Here is a 15,500-nt window from a genome sequence, read left to right on the forward strand (position 1 = left end):
CTTTAGGAGAATTTTCTGATGTCGACAAAGTGGCCGTGTACCGCCGCGGCTGCGGCCATGGCAGGGCTCACCAGGTGCGTACGGCCACCGGCGCCCTGGCGGCCTTCAAAGTTGCGGTTGCTGGTCGAGGCGCAGCGCTCACCCGGCTCCAGCCGGTCGGCGTTCATGGCCAGGCACATCGAGCAGCCTGGCTCACGCCATTCAAAGCCGGCGGCCACGAAGATCTTGTCCAGGCCTTCACGTTCGGCCTGTTCTTTCACCAGGCCGGAGCCCGGCACGACCATCGCCAGTTTCACGTTTTTGGCGACCTTCTGGCCGATCTTCTTGACGATGGCGGCCGCTTCGCGAATGTCTTCGATGCGGCTGTTGGTGCAGGAGCCGATGAACACCTTGTCGACATACAGGTCGTTGAGCGCCTTGCCCGGCTGCAGGCCCATGTAGGTGAGTGCGCGCTCAATGGCGCCGCGCTTGTTGGCGTCTTTTTCCTTGTCGGGGTCAGGCACGCGGTCGTTGATGGACAGCACCATCTCGGGCGAGGTGCCCCAGGTGACCTGCGGCAGGATCTGGCTCGCGTCAAGCTCGACCACGGCGTCGAATTTTGCGTCGGCGTCGGAGTGCAGCGTGTTCCAGTACTTGACGGCCATGTCCCATTCAACGCCGGTGGGCGAGAGCAGGCGGCCTTTGACGTAGTCGATGGTCTTCTGGTCGACGGCGACGAGGCCCGCGCGTGCGCCGCCTTCGATCGCCATGTTGCAGACCGTCATGCGGCCTTCCATGCTGAGCGCGCGGATGGCCGCGCCGGCAAATTCGATCGTGTAGCCGGTGCCGCCGGCCGTGCCGATCTTGCCGATGATGGCCAGCACGATGTCTTTGGCGGTGAGGCCGGGCGCCAGCTTGCCTTCGACCTTCACGAGCATGTTTTTGGCTTTTTTGGCCAGCAGGGTTTGGGTGGCCATCACGTGCTCGACCTCGCTGGTGCCGATGCCGTGCGCCAGTGCACCGAAAGCGCCGTGGGTGGAGGTGTGCGAGTCGCCGCAGACGACCGTCATGCCGGGCAGCGTGGCGCCGTTTTCAGGGCCGATGACATGCACGATGCCCTGGCGCTTGGACATGAAAGGAAAGAAGGCCGCAGCGCCGAATTCCTTGATGTTGCTGTCCAGCGTGGTGATCTGCTCTTTGCTCACCAGGTCGGTGATGCCGTCGTAGCCGAGCTCCCAGCCGGTGGTGGGCGTGTTGTGGTCGGCGGTGGCGACGATGGAGCTGATGCGCCAGACCTTGCGGCCGGCCTCGCGCAGGCCTTCAAACGCCTGCGGGCTGGTGACTTCGTGCACCAGGTGGCGGTCGATGTAGAGGATGGAGGTGCCGTCTTCTTCGGTATGAACGACGTGCTCGTCCCAGATTTTGTCGTAGAGGGTGCGTCCCATGGTTTTCCTTCGTGGTCTCTTGTTGTGGCTGTCGTTGTGTCGTTGGCAGCGTGTCGCGGTGGGTGATTCTAGGCGGCTGCCCCGGCGGGGGCGGCTGCGTTTTTGGCGGGTTTGGCGGCGGCGATGGCTGCCTGCGCCGTGGGCAGCGTCAGGTGTTCGACCAGCAGCCGGGCCGTCAGCGGCAGGGTGGAAAAGTCGCGCGCCACCAGCTGGATCTGGCGCTCGGCCCAGGCGTCGAGCAGCGGAACGGATTCGAGCTCGCCGACGCCATGCATGAGCTCAAAGGCGCGCTGCGGCATTACGCCTACGCCCAGGCCGTTGTGGATCATGCGGCACATGGCGTCCAGGCCGGTGACGTGGATACGCAGCTTGATGGTGCGGCCCAGCCGCGCGGCGGCTTCGCGCATGGCCAGGTAGATGGAGCTGTTGGAATGCAGGCCGACCTGGTCGTAGTCCAGGGCTGCTTCAAATTTGATAGCGCCCTGTGCACACAGCGCGTGGCCCCTGGGCACAATCAGCACCAATTTGTCATTGCGGTAGGGCAGCACCTGCAAATCACCCGCGCCGTCGGCGGTGTTGCAGATGCCCAGGTCGGCCGCGCCTTCCTGCACTGCGCGCACGACCTCGGTGCTCAGGTGCTCTTCCAGGTCGATCTTGATGCCGGAATGCTCGCGGGTGAAGGCGCCCAGGTCTTCGGGCAAAAACTGCACGATGGCCGAAATGCTGGCGTGCACGCGCACATGGCCGCGCACGCCGTCGGCGTATTCGCTGAGCTCGCTCTGCATTTTCTCGAGGCTGAACAGCACCGAGCGTGCATGGTGCAGCAGGCTCTCGCCGGCGGGCGTCAGGTCGACGCCGCGGGTGTGGCGGTACAGCAGCGGCGTGTCCAGCGTGGCTTCGAGGTCGCTGAGGCGCTTGCTCACGGCCGAGGCGGCGATGAACTCGCGCTCGGCCGCCTTGCCGATGCTGCCCAGCTCGCACACGGCCACAAAGAGCTGAAGCGAGGTCAGGTCAATGCGGCGGGCGAAATTGCGTTCGGAGCTTTTGATGGACATGGTGGGCCGGTCATCGCCTTTGACGACGGTGAATACCGATTTTGCTACGATAAATTGAGATTTGCCATCGCAATACGCGATGACTGACTTGCCGGAATGGGGGCTGGGGTGCAGCTTTGCACCGGCGCCGGTTTAACCCTGTTTTAGGGCTCCAGCCCAATCTACACCTTGGGTATGCGCTATCAAAAAAATAGCAAAACCCCGGCTTAAACCCTTTTGGGCAGGCGCTGCAGGTCTGCCGCGACGCGCGCCAGGACTTCCGCCCAGTCGCCCAGCGCCTTTTGTCGGTACAGGCGCATGCCGGCGTACCAGGGCGTGGTCTCGCCCGCCACGCCCCAGCGCCAGTCGGCCGCGGCGCTCAAAAGCAGCCAGGTCGGCACGCCCAGGCTGGCCGCCAGGTGCGCCGGCAGGCTGTCGACGCTGATGACCAGGTCCAGCTCGGCCATCAGGGCGGCGGTGGCCTGCAGGTCGGTGAACGACGCGCTGTAGTCGAACACGGCCGGCAGCGCGAAGGCCTGCAGTTCCGCGTTGCGCTCGTTCTTCTGCACGACGTACCAGTCCACGTCCGGCAATTGCTGCAGCAGGGGCAGCAGGACCGGGGTGGCGATGGAGCGGTTGTGCTCATAGAGGTTGTTGGCATCGCCGCTCCAGGCCAGGCCAACTTTTTTGCGCGCGTCGCCGGCGGGCAGCCGCGCCTTCCAGCCGGCCCGGAGCTTTTCATCGGCCGAAAAGTAGGCGCCGCTGGAGGCCAGCTCGGCCGGCTCGAGGCCGAGAACCGCCGGCAGGGCGGCGGCCGGCACCCAGGCGTCATGCCGCGCAAGCAGGTCAAAAAAACCGGTTGCGCCTTCATGGGAAAACGCCGGGTAAGCCCAGCGGTTGCCGCTGAAAAACGCCGCGTGGTGGAAGGCGTGCAGGGCGACTTCTTTGGCGCCGCGCCGCGTCAGCTGTTCCATCAGCCTGGCGAACATGATGAGGTCTCCCGTGCCGCCCCAGCCCGTCACCAGGATGGACTTGCCCTCCACAGGGTCGCCCTTTTTCAGCAGGGGCCGGGCGGTGGCCAGGGCCCAGGGCGAGTGCGTTTCCAGGCCTTGCGGGCTCCAGTACCAGCTCAGTTCCTGCCAGCCCTCGTGCCAGTGGCCCAGGCGCAGCAAGGCATAACCCAGGTGGATATGAAAATCCAGGTCGTCCGGCTTCAGGGCGGCGGCTTGGCGGTAGTGCGGCAGCGCGCGGTCAAACTGCCCCAGCCGGTCCAGCACCTCGGCCAGGTTGAAGTGGTGGCCTGCGTTGCCGCTGTCGGCGGCCAGCAGCTTTTCGCGCGATGCCAGTGCGACCTCATGCAAGCCCAGCTGCTGTGCGACGGTGGCGATGTTGAAGTGCACGGCCATGTCGTGCGGCGCCAGCGCGGCAGCCTGGAAGCTGGCGTCCAGCGACGCCTGCCTGGCGCCCAGAATGTAATGCACGTTGGAAAGCTCCAGCCACGCCTGCAGGCTGCCGGGGTCGCGTTGCACGCAGGTCTCGAGCACGGCGCGCGCCAGCGCGGGCTCACCCTGCGACAGCAGCTCACGGGCAACGGCAAGGAGTGCGGGGAGTTTTTCCATGCGCAGGTTTCAAGCGCCGTGCCTGTGCGCCGGCATCAAAGCTTTTTCAGGACGAACTCGATGCCGCATTCGGAGAAGGCGGTGCGTGTCTGATCAAAGCGAACATAGCCGGGCAGAAAGGTGTGGTTGAGCTGCTCGATTTTTTCGATGCCGACTTCGGTGTCGAAGGATTGCAGCAGCTCCAGCATGTTGATCGAGACGGGCGACCAGCTATGGCGTTTGAAAATGGTGAAGCTGTGCTTGTGGTCGTCGTTGAAGCTTGAGGGCCACACGCCCTGCTCGTACAGGTCTTCGTCGGGAACGGTGACCACCATGTAGCCGCCCGGCTTGAGCACGCGCAGCCAGTGCCGCAGGGCGATGCGCGGGTCCACCACGTGCTCCAGGCAGTGGGCCGAGTAGACGAAGTCGAAGCTGGCGTCGCGCACATTGGCCAGGTACTGGGCGTCGCCCTGCGCCCAGTCATAGACCGTGACGCCCAACATGCGCGGAAAGAGGCCCCTGTACAAACCGATGCTGTCGGGCCCGCCGCCAATATCGATGCCGTGGCCCACCAGCCAGCGATTGCCGAAACGCGCGTCCTGCAGGCGCCGGTTGAGGGAGGTGGACGTGGTGCCGGGCACGCCAAGCTGGAGCTCCTGAGCGCCGGTCTGGTCGCCGGGAAGCACCCACGGGTGCAGGTCGTAAGCGCCCCATGCCAGCGGCCAAAGCACCGCGTAGCCGGTGTCGTCGCCGTACCAGTGCAGGCTGTGGGTGGCCGAAAAGCTTTCGAGCAAGGCCACAAAGGCGGCCTCCTGGTCCCAGGCGTTTTCAGCCCAGTCGGGGTTGGCCCCTTGGGCCACCTTGAAATCACGCCGGTAGATGCGCACGTCGTCGACGACGACAAGGGCGTTGGCCGCCTGGCCGCGGATCGCGGCGATCTCGGCCATCAGCGGCAGGCGCTCCTGGGGCGGCCGCGTGGTGTCGCGGTAACTTTGCCCGCCATGGTCGGCGCCGGGGTAATGGGCATCCAGGAACACCAGGCAGCGGTGGGACTGCAGGGCGGCTGCGGTGCTGTCTGCCTGCAAAAAACCGAGGCTGTCTGCCAGCATCACCTGCAGCTGCGGGCCCTGCACGGCGCGTGCGTGCAAGGGCGCAAAGATCTCGCAGGACAAAGCCTGCTGAAAGCCCGCGGCCAGCGCGGCCCTGCAGGAGCCGCCCTCGCCATAGCCTGTCTCGATCAAATGGGTGACCTGGTGGTCAGCCACCAGGCGGTCCAGCCGGAAGCGGTTTAACGCTCCCATGCGGGTTGAAAAGACGCAACAACGGGAAAGCCCATACTGGCGCTTTTCAATCCAGCTGCGGGGTGGCGCTTAGCGCTTGGCCAGCGGCGTGACCTGGCGGGTCGTCGAGCCGGTGAACAGCTGACGCGGACGGCCGATCTTGTACTCGGGGTCGCCGATCATTTCATTGAGCTGGGCGATCCAGCCGACGGTGCGGGCCAGGGCGAACACAGCGGTAAACAGCGGCACGGGGATGCCGATGGCGCGCTGCACGATGCCGGAGTAGAAGTCCACGTTAGGGTAGAGCTTGCGCGAGACGAAATAGTCGTCTTCGAGGGCGATCTTTTCCAGGGCCATGGCCAGCTTGAAGAGCGGGTCGTTTTCCAGGCCCATTTCTTTCAGCACTTCCTTGCAGGTTTCCTGCATGAGCTTGGCGCGCGGGTCGTAGTTTTTGTAGACGCGGTGACCAAAGCCCATCAGCTTGACGCCGGAGCTCTTGTCCTTGACCTGCTTGATGAACTCGCCGATTTTCTCAACGCCGCCCTGCTTCTGGATGTCGCCCAGCATGTTGAGGGCTGCTTCGTTGGCGCCGCCGTGGGCCGGGCCCCAGAGGCAGGCCACACCGGCTGCAATCGCGGCAAACGGGTTGGTGCCGGACGAACCGCACAGGCGCACGGTAGAGGTCGAGGCGTTCTGCTCGTGGTCTGCGTGCAGCATGAAGATGCGGTCCAGGGCGCGCTCGAGTACGGGGTTGACCTTGTACTCTTCGCACGGCGTGGCGAACATCATGTGCAGGAAGTTGCCGGCGTAGCTCAGGTTGTTCTTGGGGTACATGTAGGGCTGGCCCACGGTGTACTTGTATGCCATGGCGACCAGCGTCGGCATTTTGGCGATCAGGCGGATGGCCGAGATGTCGCGATGCTCAGGGTTCGTGATGTCGGTGCTGTCGTGGTAGAAGGCCGACAGGGCGCCGACCAGGCCGGTCATGATGGCCATCGGGTGCGCATCACGGCGGAAGCCGCGCAGGAAAAACTGCATCTGCTCGTTAACCATGGTGTGGTTGGTCACGCGGCTGACGAAGTCCGTTTTCTGGGCGGCGTTGGGCAGCTCTCCGTACAGCAACAGGTGGCAGGTTTCCATGTAGTCGCAGTTGGTGGCCAGCTGCTCGATGGGGTAGCCGCGGTACAGCAGTTCGCCCTTGTCGCCGTCGATGTAGGTGATAGCCGACTGGCAGGAGGCTGTGGACAGGAAACCGGGGTCATACGTGAACATGCCGGTCTGGCCGTAGAGCTTGCGGATGTCGACGACGTCCGGGCCGACATTGCCCTGGTACACCGGCAATTCGATGCTGGGGCTGCCGTTGCTGAAGGACAGGGTGGCTTTGTTGTCAGCTAGCTTCATTTCTTGCTTCTTTCTTTCGTATCAGTGTCGATGGGTGACGGGCTCGTAATCAAGTCAGGGAGCCGGCGCTGCGGGCTGCAGCAACTTTAAAACCTCATGGGCCTCAGAAGTAGAGGCACTTGCCTTGGCCGCTTCATCGGGTAGCTGGCCGGCGACTTTTCTTTTTAACAGCAGGTCCAGCAAATCGTTGTCGGACAACTCCATTAAATCATTCAACCCTTTAGCCTGCCTGACGGTGAGCGTGGCTTCATGGCCCTGGAAGAAGCGCTCTATCAGAAGGTCGTTTTCGAGCAGGCCGCGCCGGCAACGCCACTTGAGCTTGCTCAGGGCACGCTCGTCGAGCAGGGCGTCGGCGGTTTCCATATCGTCGTGAGTCAGGGAACGGTCAGACCGTCCTGAGGACCATCATTTCCTTGATCTTGCCAATTGCCTTGGTCGGGTTCAGACCCTTGGGGCAAACGTCGACGCAATTCATGATGGTGTGGCAGCGGAACAGGCGGTACGGGTCTTCCAGGTTGTCCAGGCGCTCGGCCGTGGCTTCGTCGCGGCTGTCGGCGATGAAGCGGTAGGCCTGCAGCAGGCCGGCCGGGCCGACGAACTTGTCCGGGTTCCACCAGAAGCTGGGGCAGGACGTGGAGCAGCTGGCGCACAAAATGCACTCGTAGAGGCCGTTGAGCTCATCGCGCTCCTCGGGGCTCTGCAGGCGCTCTTTTTCGGGCGGCACGTTGTCGTTGATCAGGTAAGGCTTGATCGAGTTGTACTGCTTGAAAAACTGCGTCATGTCGACGATCAGGTCGCGCACCACGGGCAGGCCGGGCAGCGGCTTGAGGATGATGACTTCGGGCAGCGTGCGCATATTGGTCAGGCAGGCCAGGCCGTTCTTGCCGTTGATGTTCATCGCGTCGGAGCCGCAGACGCCTTCGCGGCACGAGCGGCGAAAGCTGATGGTCGGGTCCTGCGCCTTGAGCTTCATCAGGGCGTCCAGCAGCATGCGCTCGTGGCCGTCAAGCTCCACCTCGATGGTCTGCATGTAAGGCTTGGCATCGGTGTCGGGGTCGTAGCGGTAGATCTTGAAGGTGCGTTTGGTCATGGGGTTCTCGCTTCTTGTGGGGTCGCAGGGCCGTCTGTCGTGTTCGTCTTTTTTAGAACGTGCGGGTCTTCAGCGGCACGGACTCGACGGTCAGGGGTTTCATCTGCACGGGCTTGTAAGCCAGGCGGCTGCCTTCGCTGTACCACAGCGTGTGCTTGTGCCAGTCGGTGTCGTTGCGGCCGTTCGGGTGTTCGGGCGTGTCGCCGTAGTCGTCGACCGAGTGCGCGCCGCGGCTTTCCTTGCGGGCGGCGGCCGACACGATGGTGGCCTGCGCGGCTTCGATCAGGTTTTCGACTTCGAGCGCTTCGATGCGCGCGGTGTTGAAGATCTTCGACTTGTCTTTGAGGCCGATGCTGTTGACGCGATCACGCAGGGCGGCGATCTTGGCGACGCCTTCGTCCATGATGGCCTGCGTGCGGAACACGCCGGCGTGCTGCTGCATGGCGGCGCGCAGGTCGTTGGCCACGTCTTGCGCGTATTCGCCGTCGGTCGCGTTGTCCAGGCGCGCGATACGGGCCAGGGTTTTGTCGGCGGCGTCAAGCGGCAGCGGCTTGTGGGTGGTGGTCTTGGCGAATTCGACGATGTGGTTGCCGGCAGCCTTGCCGAATACCAGCAGGTCGAGCAGCGAGTTGGTGCCCAGGCGGTTGGCGCCGTGCACGCTCACGCAGGAGCACTCGCCCACCGCGTACAGGCCGTTGACGACCTGGCTGTGGTTGTTGGCGTCTTGCGTGACCACCTGGCCGTGGATGTTGGTCGGGATGCCGCCCATCTGGTAGTGGATGGTGGGCACCACGGGAATCGGTTCCTTGGTGATGTCGACGTTGGCAAAGTTGTGGCCGATCTCGAACACCGAGGGCAGGCGCTTCATGATGGCGTCCACGCCCAGGTGGGTCATGTCCAGCAGGATGTAGTCCTTGTTGGGGCCGCAGCCGCGGCCTTCCTTGATTTCCTGGTCCATGGAGCGCGAGACGAAGTCGCGCGGTGCGAGGTCTTTCAGCGTGGGCGCATAGCGCTCCATGAAACGCTCGCCGTTGCTGTTGCGCAAGATGGCGCCTTCGCCGCGGCAGCCTTCGGTCAGCAGCACGCCGGCGCCGGCCACGCCGGTCGGGTGGAACTGCCAGAACTCCATGTCTTCAAGCGGGATGCCGGCGCGCGCCGCCATGCCCAGGCCGTCGCCGGTGTTGATGAAGGCGTTGGTCGATGCGGCAAAAATGCGGCCCGCACCGCCGGTGGCCAGCAGCGTCGTCTTGGCTTCAAAAATGTGCACGTCGCCGGTTTCCATTTCGAGGGCGGTCACGCCCACGACATCACCGGCGGCGTCGCGGATCAAATCCAGCGCCATCCACTCGACGAAGAAGCTGGTTTTTTCCTTGACGTTTTGCTGGTACAGCGTGTGCAGCATGGCGTGGCCGGTGCGGTCGGCCGCGGCGCAGGCGCGCTGCACGGGTTTTTCGCCGTAGTTGGCGGTATGGCCGCCGAAGGGGCGCTGGTAAATCGTGCCGTCGGGGTTGCGGTCAAACGGCATGCCCATGTGCTCGAGGTCGTACACGACCTTGGGCGCTTCGCGGCACATGTATTCGATCGCGTCCTGGTCGCCGAGCCAGTCGGAGCCCTTGACGGTGTCGTAGAAGTGGTAGTGCCAGTTGTCTTCGCTCATGTTGCCGAGCGAGGCGCCGATGCCGCCCTGGGCCGCGACGGTGTGCGAGCGGGTGGGGAACACTTTGGAGAGTACGGCCACGTTGAGGCCGGCGCGCGCCAGCTGCAGCGATGCGCGCATGCCGGAGCCGCCGGCACCGACGATGACGACGTCAAATTTGCGCTTGGGGAGTTTGGATGTTGCTGTCATGATTTTGTGTGGGGTGTCGGTCTTCTTGTCGGGTCTTCAGGTGTGGCGGTGGCTTAAAGGCTCAAAGCCGCCACAGGACCTGGATGCCCCATCCGGCGCAGGCCACCAGCCAGACAATGGTGAAAACATTCAGAACGAGCTTGATGGAGGCGGGCTTGATGTAGTCCATCCAGATGTCGCGCATGCCGACCCACACGTGGTAGAGCAGGGCGACGATGACCACAAACGTCAGCGTCTTCATCCACTGGGACGAGAAGATGCCAGCCCATTTGTCGTAACCGATGGGGCCCTTGCTGAAGATGACCTGGGCCAGCAACAGCACGGTGAAGAGCGCCATCAGGGCGGCGGTGATGCGCTGCGCGAGCCAGTCGCGCAAACCGTAGTGGGCACCGACAACGATGCGCTTGGAGCCGTAGTTAACTGCCATTTTTTTGTGCTTCCATTGTGATCAGTAGAGGCCGAACAGCTTGGCGCCGAGGACGAGCGTGAGGACGATGCTCAGGGCCAGCGTGACGAGGGCGGAAGATTTGCCGAATTCCTTGCTGACGGCGGCATGGCTGACGTCCATCCACAGGTGGCGCAGGCCGGCGATGAAGTGGTGCAGGTAAGCCCAGATCAGGGCCAGCGCCGCCAGCTTCCAGAGGAAACCCGGGAGGCCGAGCATGCCGACATTGAAGGCGGCCTTGAATTTTTCGAAGGAGATTTCCGAGGAGATCGAGGTGTCGAACATCCAGATGATGAAGGGCATCAGCAAAAACATGATGAAGCCGCTGATCCGGTGAAGGATGGAAACCCAGCCAGCAGGTGGCAAACGGTAGGTGGGGAGGTCGGTGAGCGCGTTGATGTTGCGGTACTCGGGCCGCTGGGGACGCTGTTTGGATGCCAGCTCTGTCATTTTTAGCTTTCGTGGGATGTAACTCGGTGGTAACCAGGGATGCAATTACAGCTGAGACTCAAATTCTATTGCAATGCAGCAAATAAGCTTACAACCGCTTGCAGCTTCCGATGAATCCCGTCAACTAAGGTCGTTTTTGTAGTGGTGGGTATCGGTGCGGTACAGCCCGCGGCGCAATTCCATGGGCAGGTCGTTATAGGTATAGGCAGTGCGCTCCACGCTCAGCAAGGGCTCACCCACCGGCACATCGAGCAGGCCGGCCGACGCAGTATCGGCCGCAATGGCACGGATTTTTTCTTCGGCGCGCACCATGTGCACGGCAAATTCGGTTTCAAACAGCGCATACATGGGGCCGCGGTAGTCGGCCAGGCGCTCGGCCGTCAGGCCCTTGAACGGGCCGCCGGGCAGCCACACGTCTTCCAGAATGGTGGGCGTGCCCTGAAAGGCCAGCACGCGGCGAAGCTGCAGCACTGCATCCCCGGTGCGCAGCGACAGCGCGCGGGCGATGTCGGCCGGCGCGCGCAGGCGCTTGCAGTCGATGATCTGCCGCTCGGCCGGGCCTTCGCTGGTGGTGTCGCCGCTGTCGGGTATCAACCGCAGAAAACGGTATTGCACATGCTGCTCGGCATGCGTGGCCACAAACGTGCCTTTGCCCTGGCGGCGCATCACCAGGTTCTCGGCGGCCAGCTCGTCGATCGCCTTGCGCACCGTGCCCTGGCTGACGCGAAAGCGCGCGGCCAGGTCCATCTCGCTGGGAATGGCCTCACCCGGTTTCCATTCGCCGGCCTGCAGGCTTTGCAGGATCAGCACCTTGATCTGCTGGTACAGCGGGCTGAACGCCGGCGCAACGCCTGAACCCGCCAATGCATCGTGGGTGGGCGCGGCTGTGTCGGTCAGTGATGAAGGGGTGATGGCCATGGGGCAGCAGGTTAAAACGGCGCCGCGGCACGCATGCGGCCTTCCGGAAAACCAGTCCGAATAAAGTCTGAATCATATCTTATATAAGACATAAGACAAATTGACGCCAGTCGCTTTTCAAGCGTAAAATCTTGGGCTGAGCCAGTGCATGGCCTGCTGTTTTGCGGTGATTTTGAGGGGCGAAAACCCGTCCTGGCCACCCTGAATATCCCAGGCTCACGCCGGACATCTCACATCACACCCCTCATTCACCCGATTTTCAACTTCCTGGAGCCCTCCATCATGAGCAAAAAACCCGTCCGCGTTGCAGTTACCGGTGCAGCAGGCCAAATCGGTTACGCACTGCTGTTTCGCATCGCCTCCGGCGAGATGCTCGGCAAGGACCAGCCTGTCATTTTGCAACTGCTCGAAGTGCCTGTTGAGGGCCCGCAAAAAGCGCTCAAGGGCGTGATGATGGAACTCGACGACTGCGCCTTCCCGCTGCTCGTCGGCATGGAAGCCCACAGCGACCCGATGACCGCCTTCAAGGACGCCGACTACGCGTTGCTGGTCGGTTCGCGCCCACGCGGCCCCGGCATGGAGCGTGCCGAACTGCTGGCCGTCAACGGCGCCATCTTCACGGCGCAGGGCAAGGCGCTCAACGCCGTCGCCAGCCGCAACGTCAAGGTGCTGGTGGTCGGCAACCCCGCCAACACCAATGCCTACATCGCCATGAAGAGCGCGCCTGACCTGCCGCGCAAGAACTTCACCGCCATGCTGCGCCTGGACCACAACCGCGCTGCCAGCCAGATCGCCGCCAAGACCGGCAAGGCCGTGGCCGACATCGAAAAACTCACCGTCTGGGGCAACCACTCGCCCACGATGTACGCCGACTACCGCTTTGCCACCATCAAGGGCGAAAGCGTCGCCAAGATGATCAACGACCAGGAATGGAACGCCAACGTGTTCCTGCCCACCGTCGGCAAGCGCGGCGCCGCCATCATTGAAGCCCGCGGCCTGTCCTCGGCTGCCTCGGCCGCCAACGCCGCCATCGACCACATGCGCGACTGGGCCCTGGGCACCAACGGCAAGTGGGTCACCATGGGCATCCCGTCCGACGGCCAGTATGGCATCCCGAAGGACGTCATGTTCGGCTTCCCCGTGACCTGCGAAAACGGCGAATACAAACTGGTCGAAGGCCTGGAGATCGACGCTTTCAGCCAGGAACGCATCAACAAGACCCTGGACGAGCTCAAGGGTGAGCAGGACGGCGTCAAGCACCTGCTGTAATCCTGTACTAGTACTGCAACCCGAAAGTATCGAAACATGAAAGCGCGTCTTCGCACCCATGGCGGCGTTGCAATCCTTGCGAAGGCGTTCGGCCTTCGCTGCGGCTCGCGCCTTGCCCTGGGCGCGAATCCATCACTTTCATTTTGTTTCGCTACTTCCAGCTTGCAGTACTAGAGGCCCCAAAACACCTTGCCCGCACACCACCGCCCCTCATGAGCGACTGGAACCCCGCCCTCTACAGCCGCTATGAGGACGAGCGCACGCGCCCGGCCCAGGAGCTGCTGGCGCGGGTTCCGCTGGTGAAGGCGGCCAGGGTGTTTGACCTCGGTTGCGGCCCCGGCAATTCCACTGAATTGCTGGCCCGCCGCTTCCCCGATGCGGCAGTCACCGGCACCGACAACTCCGAAGCCATGCTGGCCAGTGCGCGCAAGCGCCTGCCGGCGGCGGCGTTCGAGCTCAGCGATATCGCCAGCTGGCAACCCGGCACGGGCGATGCCGCCCCCGAGCTGATTTATGCCAATGCTGCCCTGCAATGGGTGCCCGACCACGCGGTCCTGATCCCGCGGCTCTTCGCCGCGCTGGCGCCCGGCGGCGTGCTGGCCGTGCAGATGCCGGACAACCGCGACGAGCCCACGCACCGCCTGATGCGCGAGCTGGCTTCCGAGGCGCCCTGGAAAGACGCCATCGGCGATTACTCCAAACTGCGCACCGAGCTTTTTTCCATAGACCGTTACTACGACCTGCTGGCCGACAAGGCCGCGCATGTCGACGTCTGGCGCACCGCTTACCAGCACCCGATGGATTCGGCCGCGGCGATTGTCGAGTGGGTGCGGGCCACAGGCCTCAAGCCTTTTGTCGACCGGCTTCCGCCCGAATTGCAGGCGAGTTACCTCGCCGAGTACGAGCGGCGTGTCGCCAAGGCCTACCCGGTGCGCACCGACGGCAAATTGCTGCTGGCCTTCCCGCGCATGTTCATCGTGGCGCAGCGCAAGCCATGAGTACCACCGCCGTTCATCCCGCGCAAGTGCTGCTCGGCGCCCAGGCCGGCGCCATGCTGCTGCCCGTCTGCGACCACTACAGCGGCGTCGAAGCGCGCATGCGCAAAAGCCTGCAGCTGCAGGCCGAGATGATCGAAGAATTCGGCGCCTGCGTGTTTGACGTCACGCTGGACTGCGAAGACGGTGCACCCGTGGGCGGCGAGGCCGAGCATGCCGCCATGGTGGTGGCGCTGGCGGCTTTGGCCAGCGACAAGGCCCGCGTCGCGGTGCGCGTGCACGCCGTTGATCACCCCGCGTTCGATGCCGACATGGCGGTGATCGCCGGCAAGCTGGCGCGCCACCTGTCGCACATCATGATTCCCAAGGTCGAGTCGGTGGCCGACGTCGTGCGTGCCGAGAAGGCGCTGCTTGCCGCTTCGGCCGGCGATTTGCCGCTGCATGTGCTGATCGAGTCTCCGCTGGCGGTGCGCAACGCCTTTGAGATCGCCGCGCACCCGCGCGTGCAGTCGCTCAGCTTTGGCCTGATGGATTTTGTCTCGGCCCATGCCGGCGCCATTCCGGCCGACGGCATGAGCAGCCGCGGCCAGTTCACCCACCCGCTGGTGGTGCGCGCCAAGCTTGAAATCGCCTCGGCCTGCCACGCGTACGGCAAGGTGCCTGCGCACTGTGTTGTCACAGAATTCAATGACACTGCGGCCATGACCACTGCCGCCCGCCATGCCGCCCGCGAACTGGGCTACACCCGCATGTGGAGCATCCACCCCAACCAGATCCGGCCCATCCTGGAGGCCTTTGCCCCCAGCGGTGAAGAGATCGAGGATGCTACAAAAATCATAGCGGCAGCCCAAGGTGCAGATTGGGCTCCCATCAGTTTTGATGGGAAACTCCACGACCGCGCGAGCTACCGTTACTTCTGGCAGGTGCTGGAGCGTGCACACCGCACCGGCCGCCCGCTGCCGCCCGAGGCGCAAACTTATTTCCAGACCGCGCTCCACTGAGCGCCAAAACTTTTTACCGCACCACTGCACGAAAGCCCCATGAAAAACTCCTTCACTTCTCTTGCTGCCGCCCTGGGCGCCGTCACATTGCTGGCCGCCACCAGCCTGGCCACGGCGCAAACCGCGCCAGCCAAGCCCGCCGCAAAGCCCGCGGCGGCTGCCGCAAAACCCGCTGCCGCCAAACCTGCCGTCAAAAAGCAGCCCACCATCAACCCGTCCAGCCGCACCAACCTCAAGAGCGCCGCCAAGAACGTCGCCGCCGGTATTGAAGCCGCCGAGGCCGCGCTGTCGCCCGCCGAGCTGGCCATTGCCGAGCGCGTGCACCTGGGCAACCTGCCGTGTGAGCTCGGCGCTTCCGTCAACCTGACCGCCGACACCAAGAACCCCGGTTACTTCGACGTGCAGGGCAAGAACTTCAAGTACCGCATGTTCCCCGTGGCCACCACCACCGGCGCGATTCGCCTGGAAGACCAAAAGGCCGGCGCCGTCTGGCTGCAACTGGCCAACAAATCCATGCTGATGAACCAGAAGCTGGGCATCCGCCTGGCCGACGAATGCATGAGCGCCGACCAGATGAAAGTGGCCGAAGCCATCAAGCTGGCCCCGCCTGTCAGCGTGCTGGACGCGCCCAAGCCCGTGGCTGCCGCGTCCGCCCCGGTGGCCGCAGCGCCTGACGCCGCACCGGCTGGCGCGCAACCTGCTTCAGCAGCAAAGTAATACCCGCATATTTTTAGCCCCACGATTTTTGA

15 protein-coding genes are annotated in these 15,500 nt (G+C 63.7%); 4 read left to right on the forward strand and 11 right to left on the reverse strand.

Annotation, left to right across the window (positions count from 1 at the left end):
* Window positions 1-2: 2 nt before the first annotated feature.
* From leuC to DT070_RS12375, 11 genes are all read right to left on the reverse strand, one after another.
* A complete protein-coding gene (gene leuC / locus DT070_RS12325) occupies window positions 3-1,424 on the reverse strand; it encodes a 3-isopropylmalate dehydratase large subunit (protein WP_122955666.1) in 1,422 nt (473 codons plus the stop codon).
* Between the two features lie 68 nt (window positions 1,425-1,492).
* The gene (locus DT070_RS12330; protein ID WP_122957377.1) at window positions 1,493-2,473 is read right to left on the reverse strand and encodes a LysR family transcriptional regulator; all 981 of its coding nucleotides are present in this window, start codon (window positions 2,471-2,473) and stop codon (window positions 1,493-1,495) included.
* A 212-nt stretch (window positions 2,474-2,685) separates the two neighbouring features.
* Window positions 2,686-4,077 (reverse strand): tetratricopeptide repeat protein, encoded by a 1,392-nt coding sequence (locus tag DT070_RS12335; protein WP_122955667.1) that lies wholly within the window; start codon window positions 4,075-4,077, stop codon window positions 2,686-2,688.
* 35 nt (window positions 4,078-4,112) lie between these two features.
* Complete coding sequence (locus tag DT070_RS12340; RefSeq protein ID WP_122955668.1) at window positions 4,113-5,357, reverse strand: class I SAM-dependent methyltransferase; 1,245 nt, start codon at window positions 5,355-5,357, stop codon at window positions 4,113-4,115.
* Between the two features lie 69 nt (window positions 5,358-5,426).
* The gene (gene gltA, locus DT070_RS12345; protein ID WP_122955669.1) at window positions 5,427-6,737 is read right to left on the reverse strand and encodes a citrate synthase; all 1,311 of its coding nucleotides are present in this window, start codon (window positions 6,735-6,737) and stop codon (window positions 5,427-5,429) included.
* A gap of 54 nt (window positions 6,738-6,791) precedes the next feature.
* The gene (locus tag DT070_RS12350) at window positions 6,792-7,100 is read right to left on the reverse strand and encodes a succinate dehydrogenase assembly factor 2 (protein ID WP_122955670.1); all 309 of its coding nucleotides are present in this window, start codon (window positions 7,098-7,100) and stop codon (window positions 6,792-6,794) included.
* 22 nt (window positions 7,101-7,122) lie between these two features.
* Window positions 7,123-7,827, reverse strand: coding sequence for a succinate dehydrogenase iron-sulfur subunit (locus tag DT070_RS12355; RefSeq protein ID WP_122955671.1), 705 nt, complete (start codon window positions 7,825-7,827; stop codon window positions 7,123-7,125).
* Between the two features lie 52 nt (window positions 7,828-7,879).
* Window positions 7,880-9,673: a succinate dehydrogenase flavoprotein subunit gene (sdhA, locus tag DT070_RS12360; RefSeq protein WP_122955672.1), complete on the reverse strand. Its 1,794-nt coding sequence runs from the start codon at window positions 9,671-9,673 to the stop codon at window positions 7,880-7,882.
* Between the two features lie 61 nt (window positions 9,674-9,734).
* The gene (gene sdhD, locus DT070_RS12365; protein WP_122955673.1) at window positions 9,735-10,100 is read right to left on the reverse strand and encodes a succinate dehydrogenase, hydrophobic membrane anchor protein; all 366 of its coding nucleotides are present in this window, start codon (window positions 10,098-10,100) and stop codon (window positions 9,735-9,737) included.
* A gap of 21 nt (window positions 10,101-10,121) precedes the next feature.
* On the reverse strand, window positions 10,122-10,568 hold the full coding sequence (gene sdhC, locus DT070_RS12370) for a succinate dehydrogenase, cytochrome b556 subunit (RefSeq protein ID WP_122955674.1): 447 nt from the start codon (window positions 10,566-10,568) through the stop codon (window positions 10,122-10,124).
* Window positions 10,569-10,688: 120 nt separating this feature from the next.
* Window positions 10,689-11,486: a GntR family transcriptional regulator gene (locus DT070_RS12375; protein ID WP_122955675.1), complete on the reverse strand. Its 798-nt coding sequence runs from the start codon at window positions 11,484-11,486 to the stop codon at window positions 10,689-10,691.
* A 282-nt stretch (window positions 11,487-11,768) separates the two neighbouring features.
* Between DT070_RS12375 and DT070_RS12380 the strand changes: the two genes are divergently transcribed.
* From DT070_RS12380 to DT070_RS12395, 4 genes are all read left to right on the forward strand, one after another.
* Window positions 11,769-12,755, forward strand: a complete 987-nt coding sequence (locus DT070_RS12380; protein ID WP_122955676.1) for a malate dehydrogenase — start codon at window positions 11,769-11,771, stop codon at window positions 12,753-12,755.
* A 212-nt stretch (window positions 12,756-12,967) separates the two neighbouring features.
* The gene (gene tam / locus DT070_RS12385) at window positions 12,968-13,753 is read left to right on the forward strand and encodes a trans-aconitate 2-methyltransferase (RefSeq protein ID WP_122955677.1); all 786 of its coding nucleotides are present in this window, start codon (window positions 12,968-12,970) and stop codon (window positions 13,751-13,753) included.
* A complete protein-coding gene (locus tag DT070_RS12390) occupies window positions 13,750-14,751 on the forward strand; it encodes a CoA ester lyase (RefSeq protein WP_122955678.1) in 1,002 nt (333 codons plus the stop codon). Before tam ends, DT070_RS12390 begins: the two co-directional genes overlap by 4 nt.
* A gap of 39 nt (window positions 14,752-14,790) precedes the next feature.
* On the forward strand, window positions 14,791-15,468 hold the full coding sequence (locus DT070_RS12395) for a hypothetical protein (protein ID WP_122955679.1): 678 nt from the start codon (window positions 14,791-14,793) through the stop codon (window positions 15,466-15,468).
* The last annotated feature ends 32 nt before the right edge of the window (window positions 15,469-15,500 follow it).

This window comes from Polaromonas sp. SP1 (assembly GCF_003711205.1).
In the GTDB taxonomy this organism is placed as follows: domain Bacteria; phylum Pseudomonadota; class Gammaproteobacteria; order Burkholderiales; family Burkholderiaceae_C; genus Polaromonas.

What these genes read in the sequence shown, in the direction of transcription:
- sdhD (WP_122955673.1), bottom strand. Translation starts at nt 10,100, where the DNA reads ATGGCAGTTAACTACGGCTCCAAGCGCATCGTTGTCGGTGCCCACTAC.
- leuC (WP_122955666.1), bottom strand. Translation starts at nt 1,424, where the DNA reads ATGGGACGCACCCTCTACGACAAAATCTGGGACGAGCACGTCGTTCAT.
- tam (WP_122955677.1), top strand. Translation starts at nt 12,968, where the DNA reads ATGAGCGACTGGAACCCCGCCCTCTACAGCCGCTATGAGGACGAGCGC.
- DT070_RS12335 (WP_122955667.1), bottom strand. Translation starts at nt 4,077, where the DNA reads ATGGAAAAACTCCCCGCACTCCTTGCCGTTGCCCGTGAGCTGCTGTCG.
- DT070_RS12395 (WP_122955679.1), top strand. Translation starts at nt 14,791, where the DNA reads ATGAAAAACTCCTTCACTTCTCTTGCTGCCGCCCTGGGCGCCGTCACA.
- gltA (WP_122955669.1), bottom strand. Translation starts at nt 6,737, where the DNA reads ATGAAGCTAGCTGACAACAAAGCCACCCTGTCCTTCAGCAACGGCAGC.
- DT070_RS12380 (WP_122955676.1), top strand. Translation starts at nt 11,769, where the DNA reads ATGAGCAAAAAACCCGTCCGCGTTGCAGTTACCGGTGCAGCAGGCCAA.
- DT070_RS12340 (WP_122955668.1), bottom strand. Translation starts at nt 5,357, where the DNA reads ATGGGAGCGTTAAACCGCTTCCGGCTGGACCGCCTGGTGGCTGACCAC.
- DT070_RS12375 (WP_122955675.1), bottom strand. Translation starts at nt 11,486, where the DNA reads ATGGCCATCACCCCTTCATCACTGACCGACACAGCCGCGCCCACCCAC.
- sdhA (WP_122955672.1), bottom strand. Translation starts at nt 9,673, where the DNA reads ATGACAGCAACATCCAAACTCCCCAAGCGCAAATTTGACGTCGTCATC.
- sdhC (WP_122955674.1), bottom strand. Translation starts at nt 10,568, where the DNA reads ATGACAGAGCTGGCATCCAAACAGCGTCCCCAGCGGCCCGAGTACCGC.
- DT070_RS12355 (WP_122955671.1), bottom strand. Translation starts at nt 7,827, where the DNA reads ATGACCAAACGCACCTTCAAGATCTACCGCTACGACCCCGACACCGAT.
- DT070_RS12390 (WP_122955678.1), top strand. Translation starts at nt 13,750, where the DNA reads ATGAGTACCACCGCCGTTCATCCCGCGCAAGTGCTGCTCGGCGCCCAG.
- DT070_RS12350 (WP_122955670.1), bottom strand. Translation starts at nt 7,100, where the DNA reads ATGGAAACCGCCGACGCCCTGCTCGACGAGCGTGCCCTGAGCAAGCTC.